The following is a 21,353-nucleotide window of genomic DNA, read 5'->3' on the forward strand; positions in this document are numbered from 1 at the left end:
AAGCAGCTCCACTACGCTGGCGTATTGCGCCCGTACCGAGCCACCGGAGAGGCCATGCAGCCCAATACCCTGCTCGACGCCCTGCTCGACGAGGCGGGCATCTCCAACGCAGGCCTCGCCGCCCATGTGAACCAGGCGGGCAGCGCGAGAGGTCTGGCGCTGAGGTACGAACACACCGCCGTGGCACGGTGGTTGAAGGGCCAGCGCCCGCGCGGCCAGGTGCCCGACCTGATCTGCGAGGTCCTCGCGGCCCGGCTGCACCGGCCGATAACGCTGGACGACATCGGGTTCGGCTCGCCGGGCGGAACGGGCATGCCGCACGGCTCCCCGCTGACGGGCTTCGTGGAGCGCGCCACCGCGCTGTGGCGCTCCGACGAACAGCAGCGGCCCCACATCATCGGAGCGCCCGCGGTGACCGGGACACCGGCCGTGATGCCCGTGTGGGAGTGGGAGAACCCGCCGGAGGACGCGGACGTCTCGCGCAAGGGGCAGACGCGCGTCAGCGTCGCCGACATACAGATGCTGCGCGCGGCCCGGGCGCACTACGAACTGATGTACCGCAAGGCGGGCGGCATCGCGACGCGCTCGCGCATCGTCGGCTTCCTCAACGCGGAGACCGCCCCTCTGCTGCGCGGCAGCTACTCCAACGCCGTGGGGCGTCACCTGCACCGGGCGACGGGCGGTCTGGTGGCGGTGGCCGGCATCTGCGCGTACGACTCGGACGCCCAGGGGCTCGCCCAGCGCTACTTCCACCAGGCCCTGCGGCTCGCCAAGGCCAGCGGGGACCGGGGGCTGGGCGCGTACATCATCGCGCTGCTCGTCAACCAGTCGCTGTTCATGGCCGAATACCGGCAGGCGGTGGCCTTCGCGGAGGCGGCGCTGCGCACGGCGGGCACGCAGATCACCCCGGCGCTGGCCGCCGACCTGCACGCGATGCAGGCCAAGGCGTACGCCCACCTCGGCGACGGCAAGGGCGCCCTGTCCTGCATCCGGCGCGCGGAGAGCGAGGCCGAGTGCATCAGACCGGGCAGCGAACCGGACGAGACGGGGTACGTCCAGCCGGGCCTGGTGAACGTCCAGGTGGCCGAGGCCCTGTTCAGCCTGGGTGATCTGCCCGCCGCACGGGAACACGCGACGGCGGCGGTCGGCTCTCCCGCGACGCACGACCGGGGGCGGGTGCACCGGCTCGCCATGCTCACCCACATCGAGCTGCGCCAGGGCAGGGCGGACCGGGCCGTGGAGATCGCGACGGAGATGGCCGAACGGGCGCAGGGAATGGAGTCGCAGCGGCTGCGCGACCGGTTGCGGGCGGTGCGCGAGCATCTGGTGGGAAGCGGATGCGCAGGCGCCGACGAGGCGGCCGAACTGATCGACGGGGCTCTGCGCGTTCCGCTGTGACCGTGCTGCTGCTGCGATGTTGTCACCTACTTGTCGAAAGGTGGCACAACAGTGCAGTGGACGAACTTAAGCGAACAGAACGTCTACAAGAACCGCTGGTTCCGGGTCAACCTCGCGGATGTCGAACTCCCCGACGGCCGGCATCTCGACCACTTCGTCATACGGCTGCGTCCGGTGGCCGTGGCGACGGTGGTCAACGAGGCCAACGAGGTGCTGATGCTCTGGAGGCACCGCTTCATCACCGACAGCTGGGGCTGGGAACTCGCCGCGGGAGTCGTCGAGGACGGCGAGGACGTCGAGGCCGCCGCGGCGCGTGAGATGGAGGAGGAGACCGGCTGGCGGCCCGGGCCGCTGCGCCCCCTCCTGACCGTCGAGCCGTCCAACGGCCTCACCGACGCCCGGCACCACCTCTACTGGGCCGAGGAGGCGACGTACACCGGCCACCCCGAGGACGACTTCGAGTCCTCGCGGCGCGAGTGGGTCCCGCTCAAACTGGTTCCCGACATGGTGGCCCGCGGTGAGGTCCCGGCCGCCAACATGGCGGCCGGGCTGCTGATGCTGCACCACCTGCGCCTGGGCTAGAACCGCGGGCCCGGGCTCACGGCCGGAGGGCCTAGCGGCCGACGGCCTGCCAGACGGTCACCGCGAGCGCTCCGGCCGCGGTGAGTGCCGAGACGGTGGGCAGCGGCCAGCGGTTGTGCTCCAGGGCCGTCACCCGCGCGGCCAGGTCGGCCAGGTCACTGCCGGCCTGGTCGCCCCGGTGGGCCAGCAGCGCCAGATGTCCGTCGATCCTGGTGAGCCCCACGTCGAGGCAGCGACGTAACTCGGCGTACTCCTCTGCGACCACGGTCTGGTCGGGGTCGATACTCACGGTCCGCTCCTTCTTCCGACAGGGCCGTCCGACGGCCCGTGCATGTGACACAGAGCCAACTCGCCCTGTGCCCATGGCGGGAGCGTGTGTGCGGGGCATATGCGTGTACGCCCCGCACACTCCGTGCGAATCGCGGACCAGGAGGGCTCAGGCGTACGGGTAGAAACCGGATCCCGTCTTACGCCCCAGCCTGCCCGCGTCCACCATGCGCTGGAGCAGCGGGGGAGCGGCGTACAGCGGCTCCTTGTACTCGGCGTACAACTGGGCGGCGCTGCGTACAGCCCTGTGACCTGCGCTTTCGTTGGTTGTGCGGCGGCTTTTCCGGCGCCAGGGACTTCTCGGGGACTTTCGATCCTGCATCACACGAGCCATGTATCCATCGCGGCCAGCCCGCGCTTGCCTGCGCCAGGCATGAAGTGAGCGTAGTAGTCGAGCGTGACCTTGGGGGAGGAGTGGCCCAACCAGGTTGCCAGGCTCACGATGGACTCGCCGGCCTCCAACTGCACGCTCGCGAAGGTGTGGCGCAGGACGTGGAACATGTCCGGCCGTGAGCGCTCGTATACGGGGTGGAGACGGACGCGGGAACCGTAACTCTCCGCCTTCTCGCCCACCTGGCGCAGAACCCCTGCGGCTACGAGAGCGGGCTTCCAGCTGCGCTCGTTCCAAGTCCCGGGATTGATCCGAAGCCCGTGGGAGGTGCTCAGCACGAGTCGCACGGTGATCGGCTTGCGCTGACGCTCTTCCAACTCGGTCGCCGGCGTCTCAGGATTACGCCACGGCAGGGTGCACTCGACCGGCGGGAAGAGCTGGAAGTGGAGCCGAACGCGGCGGGCGAGGTTCGGCGGAAGGGGAACATCACGGGTCTTTCGGCCCTTGGGGAGGCAGAAGTACGGCCGCCCTTTCCCGTCCCAGCGGAGCTGGCGCCGTATGTGGACCACCTCCGCCCCGAAGTCGAAGTCCTCTTCCGCGAGGCCGAGCGCCTCGCCTTGGCGAACTCCGAGTGCGAGCCCGAGGTCCACGGCGATTCGGTACCGCTCCTGTAGTCCGTCCCGCACCGCGTCGACCGTGGTTCGAGACCACGCTTTCGCCTTCTTGCCGACCGGCTTGGGCCGCTTGATCGATCGGTGGGCAGCGACGGGGCTCTTCAGCAGGCGCTTGTCATCAACCGCGGCATTCAGGATGGTGGTGAGGTGTATCCATATGATCTCGGCGGAAGACTCCTCGACTCGAGAGAGCAAGTCGGCCTTGAACCGGCGAAGGGCCGAGGCGTCGATCTCGCGCAGAGGATACGAGCCGAGCAGGGGAATCAGGTGGTTCCAGATCCGGCTCCGCATGGGACCCGCAGTTGACGGCTCATCCGTTCGACTGGGCCACCAGTGGTCGGCGATGTAATCGGCGAGCAAGATGGCACCATTCCGCGGGTCGACGAAGTCGCCCCTGCTGGAGTCCGTCTGGGCCTCCGCGAGCCAGCGCTTGGCGTCTTCGCTCGTGTCGAAGGACCTGTCCTGGATACCAGGAATGCCCTTGACACGGTACCGCTTCCCCTTCCCCCAGATGGAAGTACGCTCGCGCTTGCCAGTCGTCTTGTCCGGCCTCTTCTTGAGCCAACGATCCTCGATGTAGCCCGCCATGGGGCCTCCTGCCTGTGCGAATGATGCGTTCCGAGTGCTTGACGGTGTTGGGAACGCTTCTTCGCGACAGGTCATATCCCGCTGCGGCAGTTTGAATTGATGTCGGGTTGGTGTCGATGCTCTGTGCTGCCGTGGACGTCACGATGCGCGACGCAGCGGCTTGCGGTTCAGTGGATTCAAGGCAGGATTCGATCGAGAGTCCGCCCTTTCTTGCCGGTCCACCCACTCGTCAAGCGCGGAGATCCTGTACATCACGCGTCGGCCCATCTGGAAGCTGGGCGGCCCTTGTCGGCGATGGCGCCACACGTAAAGGGTGTTGGGAGAGATGCCGAGATAGACCGCCGCCTTGTGCAACGTGAGGAATGCCATTTCGGGTATGCAGTTCTTGCTCTCGTCCATGGTGCGCACCTGCCTGTCGAATCGACCGACTGCAAGAGTCCCTGACGAGTCGCGGTTTGGGCGTACCGTGCTTTTGTGGTAAGCGGGGGTCTCGTATTTCTAGTTCGATGCGGTTTACATGCTTCGCCCAGGCGTCGAGCAAAGTCCTGCCCAGCATCGTTACGCCTGGGCCCTGGCGAACTCGACCGTTTTCCGCGCCTTGGATCGCCGCCGGCCGCTCGGCCACGAAGGGGACCGGCGGGTCGTTCCACCTGGGCACCGACGATGTACTCGCTATATCGACGCGCACGGTCTGGTTCCCGGCGATGCCCAGCCACAGCCCGTCCGCGCGCAGGGCGGCGAGGCTGTCGCGGACGTCGGGGTACTCGGGCTGCCCTGCCGCGGCGCGCGTCTCGCGCTCGGCGTTGAGATCGAAGCCGGGCCGGAGCTCCTGGAACACCTTCCGGTAGTCCAGCCCGCGCGTGATCACCGCTGTGAACGTGTGTGCCGAGGCATCCCCAGCCAGTCCGCCCACGTCCCGTACTCCCGTGTCGCGTCCACCAGACGCTCACCGACGTCGAAGACCACCGCACGAATCATGGGGCGTTCATATTTGTCGGCCGAAACCTGGCCCGACGCGCGGGCCGCCCCCGTGGGAGACGGCCGCCGGAACGAACTGGCGCTCAGGACGACATGCAGCATCGGGCCGTCCTGGAGCCAAGTCCGTTCCCGTGGCTGAGAGGGGAACACTCCGGCCCCGGCCTACCGATGCCGCCAGATCTGCCGGAGTTTCAGGACCTCCCGCGCCCAGTGGGCCGCCAGCTCCTCTTCGGGGATCCGCGGACGGTGGAGGCTGAACCGGACGTGCGGATACAGCCAGTGCTGCGAGATGTCCGCACTCGCCATGAGCGTGGTCAGCAACGGCTCATCCTGTGGCGTGTCCCGGTCGACCGCGACAAGGAGTTCACCCTGGTCATCGGGGTGCAGATGGGGCAGCGGCTCCTTCAGCCGCGCTCGCAGGTCTCCCCAGGTCAGAACCGCACCTCCTGCGCGAGCGGCGTCCATCAGGACCTCGCGGGCCGGAGCGGCCAGCCGCTCGATCGCCGCGAGAGACAACCGTCCTGGCCGCGATGAAGCCTGGCCAGCGACGGCGTCGGGACGCCGTCTGGCCGTACGGTCCGGCGCGGCTTCACGACGGGCCGCAGTTCGCTCTCTCAGCGATCGCTGCCGCAGGCGCGCTTCCCAACCCACGAGGCGCTTTTCATCCTCTGAGGGTAGGGGTGCGTTCATCTTGTGCTGCAGTACTCGCACCGTGTCGAGTACAAGCTTGATCTCCGACACCGTCGCCGTGGTACGGGTCATATCCAGTTTCGTGAACAACTGTCTGATCATCTTCAGTACGGGAACGGTTTCCGGGCGCGACCGGTGCGCGCCGCACCAAGCCTTGACGTCTCGCATGAACGGGGTGAACCGCTCCCGGTCCTCCGGAGCGAGGTGGCGTGCGTACAGCGGGCCAGCGAGTCTGCGCGCGGCTTCGACCGATTCAAGGTCGTCTGCCTCCCGCGCTGCCTCGATCTCGCTGACCAGCCAGATGAAATCGGCGAGTGCCGCAGTCTGATCGCTGCCGTTGTCCTTCAACCTCTCTGCTTTTACCTTCGTAGGGGCAGGTCGGGCCGATTGCTCCGCAGCCGTCTGCGCAGCGTGCAAACGATGTTCGAGATCGCTGAAGCTGTCTGATAGGTCCTGTGTCAGCGCTTCGGAAGACAGCCGGCGAAGGGCGTTGACATGCTCCAGGGCGCTCCGGAGCCGCTCCGCTTCTCTGGGATCGCCGGGGGAGGGCAAGGTCTCGAAGACTGTGCGCATGGATTCGAGCGCTTCCTCGGACTCCCGTGCCTTGATCCAGGTACGCATCTCGTCCCTCAGGACCCGTGCCCGCAGTTTCGTCTGCGCGGACGCCTTGCTGCCAGCGAGAGCAATCGCCTCCCGCTCGAAGCGGCGTACAGAGGTGATGTCCCCGGACGCCTTGGCTGCGATGAAGGATTCACTCATTCGCGGCAGGAGTGATGCTGACTGATCCGTGCTGTGCCCTGCCTCGAGATGTTCGGTCGGAGGAGGCTCGGGCCGCTCCGGTGGGTGAGGGGCGGCAGACGGTGAGGGAGTAGGAGGATGAACAGCTGAAGCCTGAAGCTCAGGGCCTTGGCCGACCAAGTCTTCAAGATTGCGCAGCAACTGCCTGCTGGTCTCGCGCCATCGGCGGAGTGCGTGGGCGTCCTTGCAGGCGTCGGTGTAGTGATGGAGATGGGCCGCCCCCGCTTTGAGGGAAGTGGTGAGGCGTGCGGCCCGATCTCCTTCCCCACGAGCTGCGATTTGGCGCACCTCCTCGATCTTCTCGCGCAGGAGCCGCATCTTCTGGCTCGCGTCTTCCCGATTGGCTTCATTCGGCGGACGCGTGATCATGGGGGAGCCGGGGGGAGATTCCGCGTTCAGGGGCGAGGTGTTGCGTTGCTCGTAGGAGGTATGGATTCGGCGGATCGCTTCCGTACTCCATCGCTGAAGCTCGGCTTCAGACACAGGGGCATCAATACCGAGGGCCCGTAGAACCGCACTTAGGTAAGGCAACTTCTTCTGCCCCCCGGGTGCCAGGACCAGTACGCTCAAGGGCACCGCGTTCTCGCTCACCGGGTGATCTGCTTCCACGAGCAGATTGCGCAGTGAGTTGTCAGAGAGATGACGCAGCCCAGGGTCGATCCGTTGGGCGAGTTGTTGCCACGTGGTCGTACCGCCCCTGCGTGCGACCATGACTAACCCCTTACGGAGAGCCGTCGCCTGCCGACTGCGTACACCTCTTATTTGTGGTGCGGAGGCGGCAGGGGGCCTCCTCTCGCTGGCTTGCCGCTGCGCGGGGGCGGGCGCAGAGACGGGCGCGTCGAGCGCGACGCTCGGGCGCCACAATCCGGTGCGCTCCGCGTCCAGGCCGTTCAGCTGCGTTACCACGTCGGCTCGGACCGCCCAGTAGGCCTGCGCGGTTCCGATGGGGTCGGTGAGCAGGAGGCGTACGGCACCGGAGAGCTGGTAGACGAAGTCGTCGGACGGCGGTGGCGTGTCGGCGGGGAGCGAGAGCAGCCCTCGGATGATCCGTTTGGCGGTGGGCTTCAAGTAACCGGCGTAGAGACGGCGGCCCTTCTCCTCGAACGGTGAATCCGTCGGTTCCGCTGCCTCGCCGTCGACAGCGAAAACGATTTGGGCTGCGGTCATGGGAAGACTCGTGGGGAGCGGGGCGTTGCGCATACCGCCAATGCGTATCTTTCCGGCGGAACGCAGATTCTCCAGGGCCGGGGTCACAATGCCGTCCCTGGTCATCCGGCACGTGGCGAGAGGGTCCCACACGACCGGCCGGTCCGCGGTGATGGTCCCGATGAGAACCCGCCGATCGGTGCCCTTTGTCTCACATCGCACCCGCAGCGCGTATCCCTGGCGCGCGACCATGTCGTGGGTGATTGTGTTCTCCGGTCCGAAGACCCACTCCACATGTCCTTCGCGGGCACCCAGGCTCTCAGCGGCCTTGCGCCAGCTCCGGTAGTCCTCGGGCCGGAGCTCGAAGCGCAGGTGTTGCTCCGTGGCCCGCAGCCAGAAATCGACGGCGTCGCCAGGTCCCGTGCCGAGGGTGCGGAGAGATGCTTCGGCAGCGTGGCCCTGTCCGGTGAGCCAGTCCTTCACGTGCTGCTTGATGAACAAGTGGTCGGCGCCGTCGGCACCTTCGGAGGTCCTGTGGCACTCGGCGCTGGTGCCGTAGCGGTCCGGGTGGTGGGCGAAGTGGCAGACCTTGGTCTCGTACCTCTTGGTCATCAGCTTCTCGCCGCAGCCACCCAGGAGCGTGCCGCACCAGAAGTTCGTCTGGCCGTACTGACGGCGGAACTCGTCGAGGTTGTGTGCCTCCTCAGGGAGGATCACGGGGCGATCGCCGTCCTTGCCGCCCATGACCGCGGTCTGTATGAGTCGGGTGTCGATCTGGGGCATCTGCGTTCCTCCGGCGGCAGCTCGTGCGGTTCGTGGAGATCAGGGCGGTCGTCGCGAGAGCACGGGTGGTACGGCGTCGTGAAGTCCGTACCACCCGGTCCCGTCGGCGGACTCAACGATGGACGGGCGCGTCGGCCAGGAGGTCAGGCGCCGGCGTTTCCGTCGGCGGCCCACTCGTTGGCGAAGTGCTCCATCTGCTTCAGGACGAGGTCGATGGCCGCGGGGGCCTGAGCCGGCGGGTAGCCGTGCCTGGCCAGGAGGCGCTTGATGGTGCTCCGGAGCTTGGCGCGGACCGGCTCGCGGGCGATCCAGTCGGGCTTGAGGTTTTTGCGAATCTGCACGACGAGATCGCGGGCAATGCCGGAGAGGACCTCGTCGCCCATCAGCTCACGCGCGGAGCCGAGGTCGGCAACGGCGTCGTAGAAAGCGAGTTCGTCGTTGCTCAGGCGGGGGTCGAACTGGTCGCCGCGCTTTGCGTCGTTCGCGATCTCCTTGGCCATCTCGACCAGCTTGGCGATGATTTCCGCGCTGGTGAGCTGCTGCCGCATGTACTTGACCATGAGGTCTTGGAGGCGGTCGGAGAACGCGGTCTGCCGGACGACGTTGTGCCGGGTGACCTCGCGCATCTTCTGCTCGACGAGGCGACGCAGCGCTTCGGCGGCCAGGTGAGGCGTGTCGCTCTTCTGGAGCTGAGCGACGAGGGCGTCGTTGAGGTGGGTCAGGTCGGCCGTCTCCAGGCCGGCCTCGGCGAAGAGGTCGGTCACTCCGCCGGTCTCGACGACGGCCGAGGTCAGCTGGGCGAGGTACAGGGCTACGTCGCGGGCCACCGGCAGGCCGCGCGCCTCGCGGTCCATGGCGTCGAGCTTGGCCATGTAGGCGCGGACCTCGACGAGGAACTGGATGTCGCGCTTCCACTGCGGCTGGTCCGGGAACCGAGAGCCGATGTCGGCGGAGGAGCCGGCGAGCGCGAAGAAGCGCTCCAGGCGGTGGGCGTGCTCGCGGAAGCGGCGGCTCAGGGTCTCGTTGGGGTTGTCGAGCGTCTCCGGATTGTTGCCAGGAGTGCGCGGGTCGCGGAGGTGGTTCGCGGTGCTGAGCGCCGCTTCGATGAACGCCCGCTGCGAGGGCTTGGCCAGACGGCCGCGCCAGTCCCAGCCGTGCAGGATGCCGTCGAGGATCTCGTACTCGTTGCGCAGCTCGTCCAGCGCCCGGTCGATGTCCTGACCGAGTGTCCGGTCTTCCTGGTCGGGCTCGGAGTACTCGGCGATCGCCCGCTGGAGGTTCTCGGTGAGCGGGGCGTAGCCGACGAGGAGGCCGTCCTGCTTCGAGCGGAAGCGCCGGTTGACCCGGGCCAGGGCCTGCATCAGGTTGGCGCCCTTGAGCGGACGGTCCAGATACATGGTGTGGATCGGCGGTGCGTCGAAGCCGGTCAGGAGCATGTTGTTGACGATGAGGAGTTCCAGCGTGTCGTCGGGGTCCTTGGCCCGGTTGATGACGGCCTTCCGCTGGGATCCGCGCAGGGCGTGCGTGCGCAGGCGTTCGGGGTCCTTGCGGGAGTCCGAGGAGAAGACGATCTTCATGGAGCCCTTGTCGACCTCATCGCTGTGCCATTCGGGCCGCAGCTCGCGCAGGGCGTCGTACACGCTGACGCAGATGTCACGGGTGGCACAGACGATCATCGCCTTGCCGGCCGCGCCGCCGGGCTCCTCGGACACCCCGACGAACGCCTTCATGCGCTCGCGGCGTGCCTCCCAGTGCTCGACCAGGTCGGCGGTCAGATCGCGGATACGGGCCGGCGCGCCGTACATCGCGTTCATCGTGGCGACGAGCTGCTCGACGCGCTGGCGCTCGGTGTCGTCCAGGCCGTCGGTGATGCGGTCGGCCTCAGCGTCGATGGTGGTGGGATCGACGTCCCGGTCGAGTACGAGCTGGACGACGCGGCTCTCGTGGTAGACCTTCACGGTCGCGCCGTCGTCGGCGGCCCGCTTGAGGTCGTACACGTCGATGTAGTCGCCGAAGACATCGCGGGTGTCGCGGTCGGCTTCGGAGATCGGGGTGCCAGTGAAGGCGAGGAGCGTGGCGTGCGGGACCGCGTCGCGCAGGTGGCGGGCGTAGCCGTCGAGGTTGTCGTAGTGGCTGCGGTGGGCCTCGTCTACGACGACGACAATGTTGCGCCGGTCGGAGAGGAGTGGGTGGTCGGTTCCCGACTCCTTCTCCTGCTTGGTCCTGCCGAATTTCTGGAGCGTGGTGAAGAGGATGCCGCCGGTGCGCTTGGCGGCGAGTTCCTCGCGCAGCTCGGCACGGGTGGTGATCTGCCGCGGGGCCTCGGGCAGGACCTCGCTCTCCAGGAAGGTGGAGTACAGCTGGTCGTCGAGGTCGTTCCGGTCGGTGATGACCACGACGGTGGGGTTGTGCAGGAGGGGATCCCGGCTGACGAGGTTCGTCGTCAGCACCATCTCCTCGGACTTGCCCGAGCCCTGGGTGTGCCAGACCACGCCTGCCCTGCCGTCACTGGCCGCGGCGTCGCGGACGGCGCCGGCGGCGCGGGTGACCGCGAAGTACTGGTGGGGCTTGGCGATCCGCTTCATGCGCTTGGCGGGCACGAAGTTGATGAAGGACTTCACGAGCAAGAGGAACCTGGGCTGGGCGAAGAGCCCGTGCAGCGCGAGGGACTGACCCGTCTCGGCCAGGCCGTCGCTCTCCAGCGTCTCCACGCGGGCCCCGAACTCGTCGGTGTTCCACGGGGCGAAGTGCTCGTACGGCGTGAAGGGGGTGCCGTACTTGGCGGTTATCCCGTCTGAGAGGAGGACCACCGCGTTGTACCGGAACGCGGTCGGGAACTCCTCGGCGTACCGGCTGATCTGCGCGTGCGCGGTTTCGAGGGTGGCGTCCTCGTCGCCGGCCCGCTTCAGCTCGATCACGGCGAGCGGCAGGCCGTTGATGTAGAGAACGAGGTCGAAGCGACGGTTGCGCTCGCCGTCGATGACGGTGACCTGGCGGACGGCGCGGTAGGTGTTAGCGTCCGCGTCGTCGAGGTCGACGATACGGATCGTCGGGTTGTGCTCGGCTCCGAGGGCGTCGACGTACGTGACGGAGCGAATGCCGCCGGTCAGGAAGCCGTGTGCGGTCCGGTTCTCCTCGTACGCGTCCTGGGAGGCCGGCGTCGCGGTGGTCGCCACGGCGTCGCGCACGGCGTCGGGGGAGAGGGCGGGATTCAGCCGTTCGATCGCCTCGCGGAGATCGGAGTACAGGATCAGGTCGTCCCAGGACGCGCGGTGACCGGAACCGGGGGCAAGCTCGTTGCCTTCGGCCTTCGGCCAGTCGAGCTCCAGCAGCTCTTCGAGTGCGAGATGCTCCCAGTCGATTTCGAGCGGACGGAAGCGGAAGTTGTCCGTGCCGTGGTCGTGCTCACCGTGTCCTGTCATACCTGGTCCTCGACAATCTTCTCGGCGTCCTTGACGCGGAGGCGGCCGGACATGAGCTGGGGGAGGAGCGTGTCGCGGAGGGTAGCGAGGTTGCGGTTTTCACCCTCGCGTGTGCATTGCAGCTCGAATAGGGTGCGCGCTTCGGCAGTGAACCGCTGAATTTCTTCGGCGGCAGGAAGGTTTACAGGAACAGCTAGCGCCCTGTCCCGGTTAAGCCCTGGTACGGCCGAATCGGAATTCATGTGCTCCAACCCCAATCCCCTAAGAGCGAAGTACGCATACTCCATAGAGATCCCCTTCATGCGGCACACCACATAAAATGTGGTATCAATCGGAAAGAAGTCCGACTCCGACCAATAGATCGCTCCTACCGTCCCCTTGCGGCCGACGATAATTCCCGGCCCCTTCACCAAAGACTCATTGTGGGAGCCGCTAATCCCACCGCTGCCAAAGACAGGGACATCTCCGACGATGCGGCGTGTGGCGGGAAGCGATTTACCATACTTAAGCTCGATGACGTCGCCGAGCGTGACCCTTTCTTCCGCAATCAAGGAAGCCTGCGAAAAGCGAGCCTCTCCCAAATCCATCCCTGTGGCCACGATGCGCTCGTTAACGGCGATCTTGTCGTCCAGCGCGCCAAGGATTTTTGCAATTTCCTGCTGTTCGGGAAGTGACGGGCAGGAGATCTCAACTTTTCGCAGCTGAGTCAGATTAAATCCCGGAACCGAGCTCCCGATTGCGTCTCCTTGGACCTGCGCTACTGCACTTGGATTTGACAGGGCATAATAGAGGAAAAGTGAGTCCACGGTTTGCGGGTTCGGTGTGAGCTTCATCTGCTTGTTGGATACGATGTATCGATCAAACCGAGACCTTTCGTCCACCAAGCCAATTTGTCCGATCGTTCCCCAGCACGTAAAAATAAGGTCTCCCTTACGTGCGATGCTGCGCGGAAATTCTACCGCCTTGCTCTCGTCAACGAAAATAATTCCGTCATCAATCAAGCGGCTTCCGATATCGAGACTCAGATTGCTTCCTCGGATCACCGGAACTCCTGACTCCTGGAAGAAGCGAGACCCGATGGCAGATCCGAAAGGCCCTGTAGCTAGAGAATTTTTACCCGGGGCAGCAAGATCCGCTACTGAAACTTTCCGCCACTCAGACATTGACCCTCCCCAGCTGCTCGCGCACTGTCTTCGCCAGCGCGTCCGACTTGTCGAAGAGCCCGTACAGCTCCTCCGTCAGCTTTGCGATCCTCTCCGCAACCGCCTCCGCGCCCTCTTCCTCCACGTCGACCGCGCCCACGTACCGCCCCGGCGTCAGGACGTACCCGTGCTCGCGGACCGTCTCCAGGTCCGCCGAGGCGCAGAATCCCGGCTCGTCCTCGTATGAAAGCCCCTCCTCACGCGCCGACTGCGTCCCGCGCCACGCGTGATAGGTGCCAGCGATCTTCGCGAGGTCGGCTGCCGTCAGGTCGCGCTCGGTACGGTCGATCATCTCGCCCAGGCCGCGTGCGTCGATGAAGAGGATCTCGCCGCGGCGGTCGGTCAGGCGCTTTGGGCCCTGCGGGCCCTTGTCCTTGGCCAGGAACCACAGGCAGGCGGGGATCTGGGTGGTCCGGAACAGCTGCGACGGCAGGGCCACCATGCACGCCACCTGGTCCGCCTCGATCATCGCCCGGCGGATCTCGCCCTCGCCGCTCTGCTGGCTGCTCATCGAGCCGTTCGCGAGGACGACGCCACCCGTACCGCGCTCACCGAGCTTGCTGAGGATGTGCTGGAGCCACGCGTAGTTCGCGTTGCCCTTCGGCGGCACCCCGTACTTCCAGCGCGGGTCGTTCTCGTTTCGCGACCAGTCCTTGATATTGAACGGGGGATTGGCCATAACGAAGTCGGCCTTGAGGTCCGGGTGCCGGTCCTGGTCGAAGGTGTCGCCCCAGCGGGTGGAGAGGTCCCCATCGATGCCGTGGATGGCGAGGTTCATCTTGGCCAGGCGCCAGGTGCGCTCGTTGAGCTCCTGGCCGTAGACCGCGATGTCGGACTTGTGGCCGCGACCGCGGTGCGCCTCGATAAATTTGCCGGCCTGGACGAACATGCCGCCGGAGCCGCAGGCCGGGTCGTACACCCGGCCCTCGTACGGTTCCAGGATCTCGACGATGAGACGGACCACGCTGCTCGGCGTGTAGAACTCACCGCCGCGCTTGCCCTCCGCGCGGGCGAAGTTACCGAGGAAGTACTCGTAGACCTCGCCGAGCACGTCCTGGGCCGGCTTGTCGTCGTTGCCGCCGCCGAAGCGGGCGTCGCTGATGAGGTCGACGAGCTCGGCCAGCCGCTTCTGGTCGACGTTGTCCCGGTTGAAGATCTTCGGGAGGACGGCGGTCAGCGAGGGATTCGCTCGCATGATGACGTCCATGGCCTCGTCGAGGAGGAGACCGACGCCCTTGCTCTTGGCATTGGCCGCGATCCAAGACCAGCGGGCGGTCTCGGGGACCCAGAAGACATTGTGGCCGGTGTACTCGTCCTGGTCCTCCAGGAACTCCGCGAGGCGGTCCTCGGAGATCCCGTCGTCAGCGAGCTCCTTGGCGAGCTGCTCGCGGCGCTCGTCGAAGGCGTCGGAGATGTACTTGAGGAAGATCAGGCCGAGGACGAACTCCTTGTACTGGGCGGCGTCCATGGAGCCGCGCAGCTTGTCGGCCGCCTTCCAGAGGATGGCCTGGATCTCTTTCGCGGTCGAGGCGGTGAACAGTTCCACCTGGTCGACGGGCTTCTTCTGCCGGGGGGCATGGGGTCTCGGGTCTCCTTGAGAGAGGTCAGGAACGGAAGGATGCGGGCGGTTCGATGAGCGTAAGGGTGCCGTCGGTGAGGCCGGCGGCGGTCAGCGCGGCGAGGTCGTCCAGAGCCGCGGTCTGCTGCCGGAGCAGGGTAGTGCGGCGGCCGATCTCGGCGAGGAGGGCCTCGTACCGGTCGGCTTCCTCCTGGTCGAGGTCGGGGATGGGGAAGTCTTCTAAGCGGCGGGCCGCCCGGACCGCGCCGCCTACCCGCGCGTATTCCGCCGCAGCGGCCCGGAGTAGCGCTGCGAGCACGCGCGGCCGTACGGGGCGCTCGGCGTCGGGTCGTACCCGCAGCACGCGCGCCGGGAAGGCGACCACCGATAGGCCCTCCTCGTCCACGCACGCGCCGAACGACGGGGTGGCTGTGACCACCACGTCGCCGGGCTGGGTGAACTCGGCGTGCTCGTAGGCGGTGAGGAGCACCCCGCGATCGATACGGCGGGCTCCTCCGGCGCCGAAGCCGGTGATCTCGTCGGGGTCAGCACGGCGTAGTGGCCGTCGACGGTCAGATGCTTGGGGGCGATGCGGTGACCGGGCAGCCGACGCAGACGTCGCTGCTTGACGAGGACCGACACACTCGTGCGCCGGAAGGGACGCTCCTCGGGACGCAGGACGGCGTGCGCCTTGAGCTCGGCCGTGAGGGAGAGTTCGAGGCGCGTCTTGTCGGCGAGCTGGGCCAGACGCAGTTCCAGGTCCGAGATACGGGCCGGACGCTCCACGACCGCGCGCGTATAGCGACGGGCGGCCGTGCGGTGCTGGGGGCGAAGGCGGTGCCGGGCCGATCACGGAGTTCGGTCGCGGCGAGGATCTCGCCGTTGCGGGGCTCGTGGCGTCCGTCGGCTCTCCAACCAGCGGTGCGGAAGATGTCGAGGTCCTCGACCAGGGCGTCCAGGGAGGGCGCCGTGAGCGGCTTCGAGGAGAGGTCGGCGAGCAGGATCTGACCGCGCCGCTCGTCCTTCGGCGTACGGCATAGGACCCAGATCGCTGTGCGGTAGGCGGGACGGTATGGGATAGCGCCCTCGGGGAGGCTGACGGCAGCCTTGAGGAGGCCCTCGGTGAGAAAGGAGCGCCGCAGGCGGTCGGCCTCCTCCCGCAGGGGAGCGCGTGGACGAGAGCGTCGGAAGGGCCGAGGACGACGGCCGCGCAGTGGTCGGTCAGCAGATCGGTGAGGTCCTGGACCTGCTGGAGAACGGCGAGCGGGCTCCGTGCCTCGGCCGCCCCGTAGGGAAGGACGCAGACGATGACGCGGGGTACCCCCAGTCGTCGGTCGCCAGGTGCTGACCGTCGGCCATGTCCAGCTCGTACTCCTGGACGCCGCGGACGAGCATGCGGCGCCGCGCGAGACGGGCGAAGTCCTGGGTGGGTTCGGCGGCCAGGAAGAAGGGGCGAACCTCGGGGTCGGTCTGCGCGTGCAGGGCTACCAGGAGGTCGCCGCTGTTCGCGTAGGGAACGGCGACGATGAAGTCCTCCGCGTCCTCGTCCAGAGCGGCGATGCCGGAGAGACGGGCCAGAGTCGTGGTGACGGCGGATGCAGGCTCGTCCATGGCGAGGTCGTGACAGCCCAGCCGGCGGCGGGCCTCCATGACCCACTCGACGGCCTCGGCGGGGAGTAGGCCGCTTCGATGAGCTCGTCGGCGAGGCCTGAGAGAGCTGGCCCGGCCGCGTCGTCGGCGGTGAGCGCGAATACCTCCCGGCGGATGTACGTGTCCTCGAAGTCGATTTCGTCGGCCCGTTGTAGGAGCGCGTCCCAGCCGAGACCGGCCAGGGGCTCGTCCAGTTCGTGCCGCAGGTGGATCAGCGCCGTCACTCCGTCGAGCATCGTCCTGGCGGGCATTCGCCGGCACCAGGAGGACAGGGTGTGCAGAGCCAGTTCGGCCCGGAGCTGGCGAGCGTCGGTGTTGCCCCGGCCAGTGGTCAGGAGCCATTCGACGACAGCACGACCGTCGAAGACCGGACTGCCGCCCTCGTTACCTACGGGCTGCGGGAAGTCGGCGTGCCGGCGGGCCCAGGTGGTGACGACGGGCCGCTTGACCTGCGCGAGTGTTCCGATTTCCGCGTAACTGATCCGCCCGGACATAACCTCCGGCAGGATGGGAGCAGCCGCTCCATGCGCACCGGTCATTTCGCTCCGCTCCCTCCTCATGGACGCTCCCGACACCCTTCGCGGATGCGGCACCTCAGAACTCTGCACACAGTACTTGCGGAATCACTCATTCAATTTTAGAGATCTGATAACCCGGGTTATCAGCTTTCCGGGGCATCGTGTGCCTTGAGTTCTGCCACTTTGGTCCCTGTCAGCACGACGACATCGATTGGGACACCGGCCTCATGCGAGTCCGGCACCGAACTGGCAGACCTGGAGACCGACATGACCTTCCCCCGCTCCCTCAGCAGCCTGGCCCGACCCAGGCCCCGGCTTCATGGACGTGCCGGGCGCGCCGATGAAGGCGAGCCGTCGCAAGGCGTGGCTCACATACGGAGCGACAGCCCTCGTTTCGCTCCTGATCGGGGCCGGGATAGGTGGGCAGGGCGAATCGGGAGCGAAGGCTGCTCCCGGCTCCACCGGCGCCTCGCCGGTGCCCGCCGTGACGGTGACCGAGACAGCAGAGGCGGAAGCCGCTCCGGCGGTCACCGAGACCGTAGTGGAGACCGTCACCGCGGAGCCGGCCGGCCCCGCGACCAGCGTCAGCGGCGAAGGCGAGTACCTGGTCGGCGAGGACGTCAAGGCCGGGACGTACAAGAGCGCCGGCCCCTCCGGTGACTTCGGCTGCTACTGGGCCCGCCTCATGGACGCCAGCGGCGAGTTCGACGCGATCATCGCCAACAACAACCTGAGCGGCCCCGGGCGGGTGACGCTCAACAAGGGCGAGTACTTCCAGACCAAGATGTGCCAGGAGTGGACGCGCGTCGGATGACGCTGCACGCCCTTTCGTGGTCCCCGTCGCCGCCGCCGTCTTCGACGGCGCTCGCTTCCGGCGAGCAGTGCGCGACAAATGCGGACGACTCAATTCCGCTTTCTCCAACCGCAGATGGCCGGATGCCCGACTTCGCACACCCGTCCTCCGCCTGCCGCCCCCGTTCTCCGCTCTCGATTCGAACCTCGTCCTTCCGCCTGTCTCCCGCACCCCGCTGATCGCCCGACCTGAAAGGAATGTGTGCCATGGTCCGAACCAAGAGCCTCGCGCAGCACCTGGCCGACGACTTCACGGCTCTCCAAGAGGCAGTGCTGCGGCGCATGAACGGCACCGCGGACGCGGTGACGCTGGAAACGCTGGCTGACCCCGGTCTCGCCGAGCCGATCGCCGTCGCGCTCACCCACGCGTACACCCGGGCCCGCGGCGCGGTACGGCGGGCGGAACTCGGGCCCGGCCCGTCCGATCGCCTGCGACCGCTGCGACGGGAAGCCCGCAGGCTGGCCGCGGCCCGCCGCGAAGCCGAAGCCGTCTGCGGCCGAGTGCGCGGGCAAGCACACGCCGTGCTGAGCCGCCCCCCGGAGCGACTGGACGTCCGCGTCACCCGAGTGGTACTGCCCTCCGTCCACCAGGACTGCCTGCGGACCGCCTGCGCCAACCTCAGGCTCCCTGAATCGGTCCTCAGCGTGCCCACTGGCGCTGCTGGCGCGTGGGCCCGCGAGCACGGTGTCCTCACCGGCGAAGTCCCGGCCCCGGTAAGAGAACTGGTCGAGTGCGACGACGCGGTCTTCGTCGCCGCCCTACTGCGGGACGCGCGGGAGCAGGAGGACGGCAGGCTCGCTCACGACGCGGTCGTCGAACGATGGCACCGGCTCGCCTCCGCGGCCCTCGCCTGGGGCCGCTACGCGATCGCGCAGGCGGAACTCCGCGCCCTCGTCCGCCCGCCCCACGCGCGCCACGGGACACTCGACGCCCTGGAGGACGCGTACGAGGACCTGGCCGTGCTGGCTTGCCGAGCACGAGAGGCCAAGTACCTGACCTTCCGGCTCTCCTGCCGGATTCGGCGCCTGGCATCGATCGGTGACCTCGGCGCCAAGATCACCGCAGCGCACGTCACGGCATACGCGCTGATGGCCGACCTCCGGCCCGAGGTGATATCGGCGGTACAGGAGGCGGTCCAAGCCCATCAGGTTGGATGCGCGGACCGCCCTGCGAACTGCCCGCGATGCCACACCGCACTCGTCGGCACGCTGGTTTTGGCGGACCCGCCGAAGGAGGCAGGGGAGGAGGACGTTCCGCCTGCCGTGGAGGACACGGACACGGCTTCGCCCCTTCCCGAAGCCGACGACCGGTACGCGCTCCTCGCCGACCTGCCGCCCGGTGTCCGCGTCGTGGTCGCCGACGCCGCTCTCGGAGAAGACTCCGCCGTGTGCGGATACGGCTGGGCCGCCGAGGACGGTACCACCGGCCTCGGCATCTCCATGGCCGCCAGCAGCGGCGAAGCCGAGATCATTGGCATCTGTGAAGCGGCGCTCTCGTCCCTGCACGTGGACGACGAAGCGCAGGTCGTCGTCCTGTGCGACAGCAAGCAGGCCGTCACCTGCCTCCACACGGCCCTCGCCGAGGGATCGCCCGACCCCGCACACCGGGCCCTGCTCTTCCCCGAAAGCGGCAGCCTTCTCGAACGGCTCCTCCCGCACGCCGGACGCGTCGACGTCCGCTGGCTCAAGGGCCACATAGGCCACGAACTCAACGAGACCGCCGACACCCTCGCCAACCTCGCTCTGCGCCGGGCGACCGGCCGCATCGCGGAGCGCACCGCCCGGCGTGCCATCGACGATGCAGTCAGGAAGCTGCCCAACGCCCCGACCGTCACCGCGGCCTGAACCTACCCTCCCGGCCGTCTCCTTCCACCGCGTTCTCCTCGTAAGGCCCGATCTCTTGTCCACCGCATGCGTTTCACGCGCCCTCAACACTCCGGAGGCCCCTCATGGCACCCACCACCGTCTCGCGCACTCTTTACCGGCTTCACGGCGTGGCCCCCACCAGGGAAGCCATGTACGACGCCCTTGATCACGACTACCTGAGCGCACTCGGCGCGGAACTGCACACGCCGGACGGCCTCGGAGTGCCGGCGGTCTACCTCACCTGCGGCATGGAGCAGGATGAGGCCGGCTGGTGCGAGCAGATGGCCCGCACCACCGGCATCCCCGTCACCGAGGCTGTACGTCGCACCGCCGCCTTGCTGCTGCTCGCCGTCGACGGCCAGGTGTACGCCATCGGCTGTGACCAGGGGTACCGGCTCATCCCCGAGCGGCTCAAGGACAAGCGGTTCGGCCTGTCCTTCGCGATCCGGGAGATCGACCCGACTCTCGTCCGCGGTGCCGTCTCCGGAATTCTCGGTCAGGCCCGCACGGACATCTCTCTTGTTCCCAACGGTGCTCCCGTGCCCGCGCTCGGCCTCAGCGATCACACCCGGATCGTGCGCAGTCTCGGCGGCTACCTCAACGACGCCCCGCTCACGCGGACCCTCAAGGGCAGGGCCGGAGGATTCACTGTCCTGGGCGGCTGCGGACTGCGCCTGCCCCTTGGAGTCGAGCCGGCGGACCTGGTCTCCGACATCCGCCAGATCGCCCGCGCCTGCACCGAACGCCTGCCGCATCAGGACCTCGAGTTCGTCGAGCACATCGTCCCGGTCAAGGACGTGACCGTCCTCACCGAGCTCGAGCGGGCGCTGGACGACCAGCTCGGCCTGCCCGCCGACGGCCGTATCGCCGAGACCGTGCCCTTCGACCACCTGCGCAACGACGCGGAGGCCGCCACCTACCGCACGCGGATCAACAGCGACGGGAGCTTCGAGTCGGACGCGTTCGACCTCGGCTACGTGCTCGGCCGCGTCCGGTATCTCCCCTCAGGGAGCCGCCTCGAAGCCCTCAAGGCCGGCACCGTCAAGCTCCTTCGGGAGCGCCGCAGGCGGAGCGCGCCGGACGACGTGATCGCCACCGTCGGAACCCTGCGCTGGATCGAGGCCACCGTCTCCCTCGACTCCCACGTGTTCTGCCTGCTGGACGGGGAGTGGTACGAGTTCGGGGCCTCGTACCTGGCCTCCCTCCACAGCGAGGTGCAGCGGCTGTTCGCTCCCGTTCCTTCTGTCGTCCTGCCGGCCTGGCCTCGCGGAATGTCGGAGACGCCCTACAACAAGAAGACGGCCCGGACCGTCGGCTGGGAAGACTGGGTTGTGCTCGACTGCAAGACCATCCCCAACCCGGCGAAGCCCAGCGACCAGATCGAGATCTGTGACTTCCTGACGCAGGACGACACGCTCGTCCTCGTCAAGCAGGCCCGTGGTTCCGGTGCCCTCAGCCACCTCTACAACCAGGCCCGGGTAGCCGTCGAGGTTCTGTACGACTCCGCGGTCGCCCGCGCGAACTTCGCCCAGCGCGTTCGCATCGCGAGCGACGGCCGGCACACGCTGCCCGACGACTTCCTCCCCAAGCGCCTCGTCCTCGCCATCCACCTGAAGACCGGAGCCGAACTCACCCCTGATTCCCTCTTCGGTTTCTCCCAGATCACCCTCGCTCAGACCGCGAAGGCGCTGGCCGCGCGCGGCGTCTCGCTTGAGGTCGTTGGCATCAGCGCGGCCGGATCGGCCGCTGACGGCGGTCTTGCCGACGCCGCGTAGGCAGTGCCCCGGGGATCTACCCGACGGCAGACCGCGCCCTGGCGGAAGGTGACAGCCCTCCGCTGCTAGAACCACGGACCGGCCTCACGCAGCTCCCTGTACAGGCCCCAGGGTCCGCAGCGGAACCGTAGCCCGGACGGAGTGATCGTGGCCTCGACGAGGCCCTTCACGCTCGACGACCGTAGACCCTGAGCCCGTACGCCCGGCGTGCCGGG

General features: G+C 67.6%; 15 protein-coding genes and 2 pseudogenes. 6 read left to right on the forward strand and 11 right to left on the reverse strand.

The window, feature by feature from the left end:
* The first annotated feature begins 54 nt into the window (after window positions 1-54).
* Both BN1555_RS26270 and BN1555_RS26275 read left to right on the forward strand, forming a co-directional pair.
* Complete coding sequence (locus BN1555_RS26270; protein WP_093801682.1) at window positions 55-1,398, forward strand: tetratricopeptide repeat protein; 1,344 nt, start codon at window positions 55-57, stop codon at window positions 1,396-1,398.
* Between the two features lie 51 nt (window positions 1,399-1,449).
* Window positions 1,450-1,980 (forward strand): NUDIX hydrolase, encoded by a 531-nt coding sequence (locus tag BN1555_RS26275; protein ID WP_093801683.1) that lies wholly within the window; start codon window positions 1,450-1,452, stop codon window positions 1,978-1,980.
* 31 nt (window positions 1,981-2,011) lie between these two features.
* On the opposite strand, the gene BN1555_RS26280 is transcribed toward BN1555_RS26275, so the two are convergent.
* From BN1555_RS26280 to BN1555_RS40595, 10 genes and pseudogenes are all read right to left on the reverse strand, one after another.
* Window positions 2,012-2,269, reverse strand: a complete 258-nt coding sequence (locus BN1555_RS26280; protein WP_093801684.1) for a hypothetical protein — start codon at window positions 2,267-2,269, stop codon at window positions 2,012-2,014.
* A gap of 147 nt (window positions 2,270-2,416) precedes the next feature.
* A pseudogene (locus BN1555_RS26285) lies at window positions 2,417-2,530 on the reverse strand (3-hydroxyacyl-CoA dehydrogenase family protein); the annotation flags it as partial.
* Window positions 2,531-2,628: 98 nt separating this feature from the next.
* On the reverse strand, window positions 2,629-3,900 hold the full coding sequence (locus BN1555_RS26290) for a tyrosine-type recombinase/integrase (protein WP_255306170.1): 1,272 nt from the start codon (window positions 3,898-3,900) through the stop codon (window positions 2,629-2,631).
* Window positions 3,901-4,038: 138 nt separating this feature from the next.
* Window positions 4,039-4,299 (reverse strand): helix-turn-helix transcriptional regulator, encoded by a 261-nt coding sequence (locus BN1555_RS26295; RefSeq protein WP_093801685.1) that lies wholly within the window; start codon window positions 4,297-4,299, stop codon window positions 4,039-4,041.
* Between the two features lie 283 nt (window positions 4,300-4,582).
* Window positions 4,583-4,878 (reverse strand): annotated as a pseudogene (locus BN1555_RS40590) (haloacid dehalogenase); the annotation flags it as partial.
* Between the two features lie 162 nt (window positions 4,879-5,040).
* The gene (locus BN1555_RS26305; RefSeq protein WP_093801686.1) at window positions 5,041-8,295 is read right to left on the reverse strand and encodes a hypothetical protein; all 3,255 of its coding nucleotides are present in this window, start codon (window positions 8,293-8,295) and stop codon (window positions 5,041-5,043) included.
* A 143-nt stretch (window positions 8,296-8,438) separates the two neighbouring features.
* Window positions 8,439-11,717, reverse strand: coding sequence for a type I restriction endonuclease subunit R (locus BN1555_RS26310; protein WP_093801687.1), 3,279 nt, complete (start codon window positions 11,715-11,717; stop codon window positions 8,439-8,441).
* Window positions 11,714-12,760: a restriction endonuclease subunit S gene (locus tag BN1555_RS26315; protein ID WP_176710138.1), complete on the reverse strand. Its 1,047-nt coding sequence runs from the start codon at window positions 12,758-12,760 to the stop codon at window positions 11,714-11,716. The genes BN1555_RS26310 and BN1555_RS26315 overlap by 4 nt, the downstream gene beginning before the upstream one ends.
* Window positions 12,761-12,872: 112 nt before the next feature.
* A complete protein-coding gene (locus BN1555_RS26320; protein WP_093801689.1) occupies window positions 12,873-14,465 on the reverse strand; it encodes a class I SAM-dependent DNA methyltransferase in 1,593 nt (530 codons plus the stop codon).
* Between the two features lie 58 nt (window positions 14,466-14,523).
* Window positions 14,524-14,967, reverse strand: a complete 444-nt coding sequence (locus tag BN1555_RS40595; protein ID WP_255306171.1) for a hypothetical protein — start codon at window positions 14,965-14,967, stop codon at window positions 14,524-14,526.
* 68 nt (window positions 14,968-15,035) lie between these two features.
* Here BN1555_RS40595 and BN1555_RS40600 point away from each other — a divergent pair, with 68 nt between their 5' ends.
* Window positions 15,036-15,485 carry a hypothetical protein gene (locus BN1555_RS40600; RefSeq protein ID WP_255306172.1) on the forward strand — a complete coding sequence of 150 codons (450 nt, stop codon included), beginning with the start codon at window positions 15,036-15,038 and terminating at the stop codon, window positions 15,483-15,485.
* Window positions 15,486-15,698: 213 nt separating this feature from the next.
* Here the strand turns inward: BN1555_RS40600 and BN1555_RS40605 are convergent, their stop codons facing one another.
* A complete protein-coding gene (locus BN1555_RS40605; protein ID WP_255306173.1) occupies window positions 15,699-16,088 on the reverse strand; it encodes a hypothetical protein in 390 nt (129 codons plus the stop codon).
* 876 nt (window positions 16,089-16,964) lie between these two features.
* Here BN1555_RS40605 and BN1555_RS26330 point away from each other — a divergent pair.
* From BN1555_RS26330 to BN1555_RS26340, 3 genes are all read left to right on the forward strand, one after another.
* Complete coding sequence (locus tag BN1555_RS26330; RefSeq protein ID WP_255306174.1) at window positions 16,965-17,459, forward strand: Rv1352/Rv1906c domain-containing protein; 495 nt, start codon at window positions 16,965-16,967, stop codon at window positions 17,457-17,459.
* A 245-nt stretch (window positions 17,460-17,704) separates the two neighbouring features.
* Complete coding sequence (locus BN1555_RS38035; RefSeq protein ID WP_176710139.1) at window positions 17,705-19,342, forward strand: RNase H family protein; 1,638 nt, start codon at window positions 17,705-17,707, stop codon at window positions 19,340-19,342.
* A 104-nt stretch (window positions 19,343-19,446) separates the two neighbouring features.
* The gene (locus tag BN1555_RS26340) at window positions 19,447-21,138 is read left to right on the forward strand and encodes a TIGR04141 family sporadically distributed protein (protein ID WP_093801691.1); all 1,692 of its coding nucleotides are present in this window, start codon (window positions 19,447-19,449) and stop codon (window positions 21,136-21,138) included.
* Window positions 21,139-21,353 lie beyond the last annotated feature (215 nt).

This window comes from Streptomyces sp. Wb2n-11, from assembly GCF_001049855.1.
In the GTDB taxonomy this organism is placed as follows: Bacteria; Actinomycetota; Actinomycetes; order Streptomycetales; family Streptomycetaceae; genus Streptomyces; species Streptomyces altiplanensis.

Bases quoted from the DNA above. Each gene is read 5' to 3' on its own strand.
- BN1555_RS26270 (WP_093801682.1), top strand. From the start codon at position 55: ATGCAGCCCAATACCCTGCTCGACGCCCTGCTCGACGAGGCGGGCATC.
- BN1555_RS26290 (WP_255306170.1), bottom strand. From the start codon at position 3,900: ATGGCGGGCTACATCGAGGATCGTTGGCTCAAGAAGAGGCCGGACAAG.
- BN1555_RS26295 (WP_093801685.1), bottom strand. From the start codon at position 4,299: ATGGACGAGAGCAAGAACTGCATACCCGAAATGGCATTCCTCACGTTG.
- BN1555_RS26305 (WP_093801686.1), bottom strand. From the start codon at position 8,295: ATGCCCCAGATCGACACCCGACTCATACAGACCGCGGTCATGGGCGGC.
- BN1555_RS26310 (WP_093801687.1), bottom strand. From the start codon at position 11,717: ATGACAGGACACGGTGAGCACGACCACGGCACGGACAACTTCCGCTTC.
- BN1555_RS40605 (WP_255306173.1), bottom strand. From the start codon at position 16,088: ATGGACGAGCCTGCATCCGCCGTCACCACGACTCTGGCCCGTCTCTCC.
- BN1555_RS26330 (WP_255306174.1), top strand. From the start codon at position 16,965: ATGGACGTGCCGGGCGCGCCGATGAAGGCGAGCCGTCGCAAGGCGTGG.
- BN1555_RS38035 (WP_176710139.1), top strand. From the start codon at position 17,705: ATGGTCCGAACCAAGAGCCTCGCGCAGCACCTGGCCGACGACTTCACG.
- BN1555_RS26340 (WP_093801691.1), top strand. From the start codon at position 19,447: ATGGCACCCACCACCGTCTCGCGCACTCTTTACCGGCTTCACGGCGTG.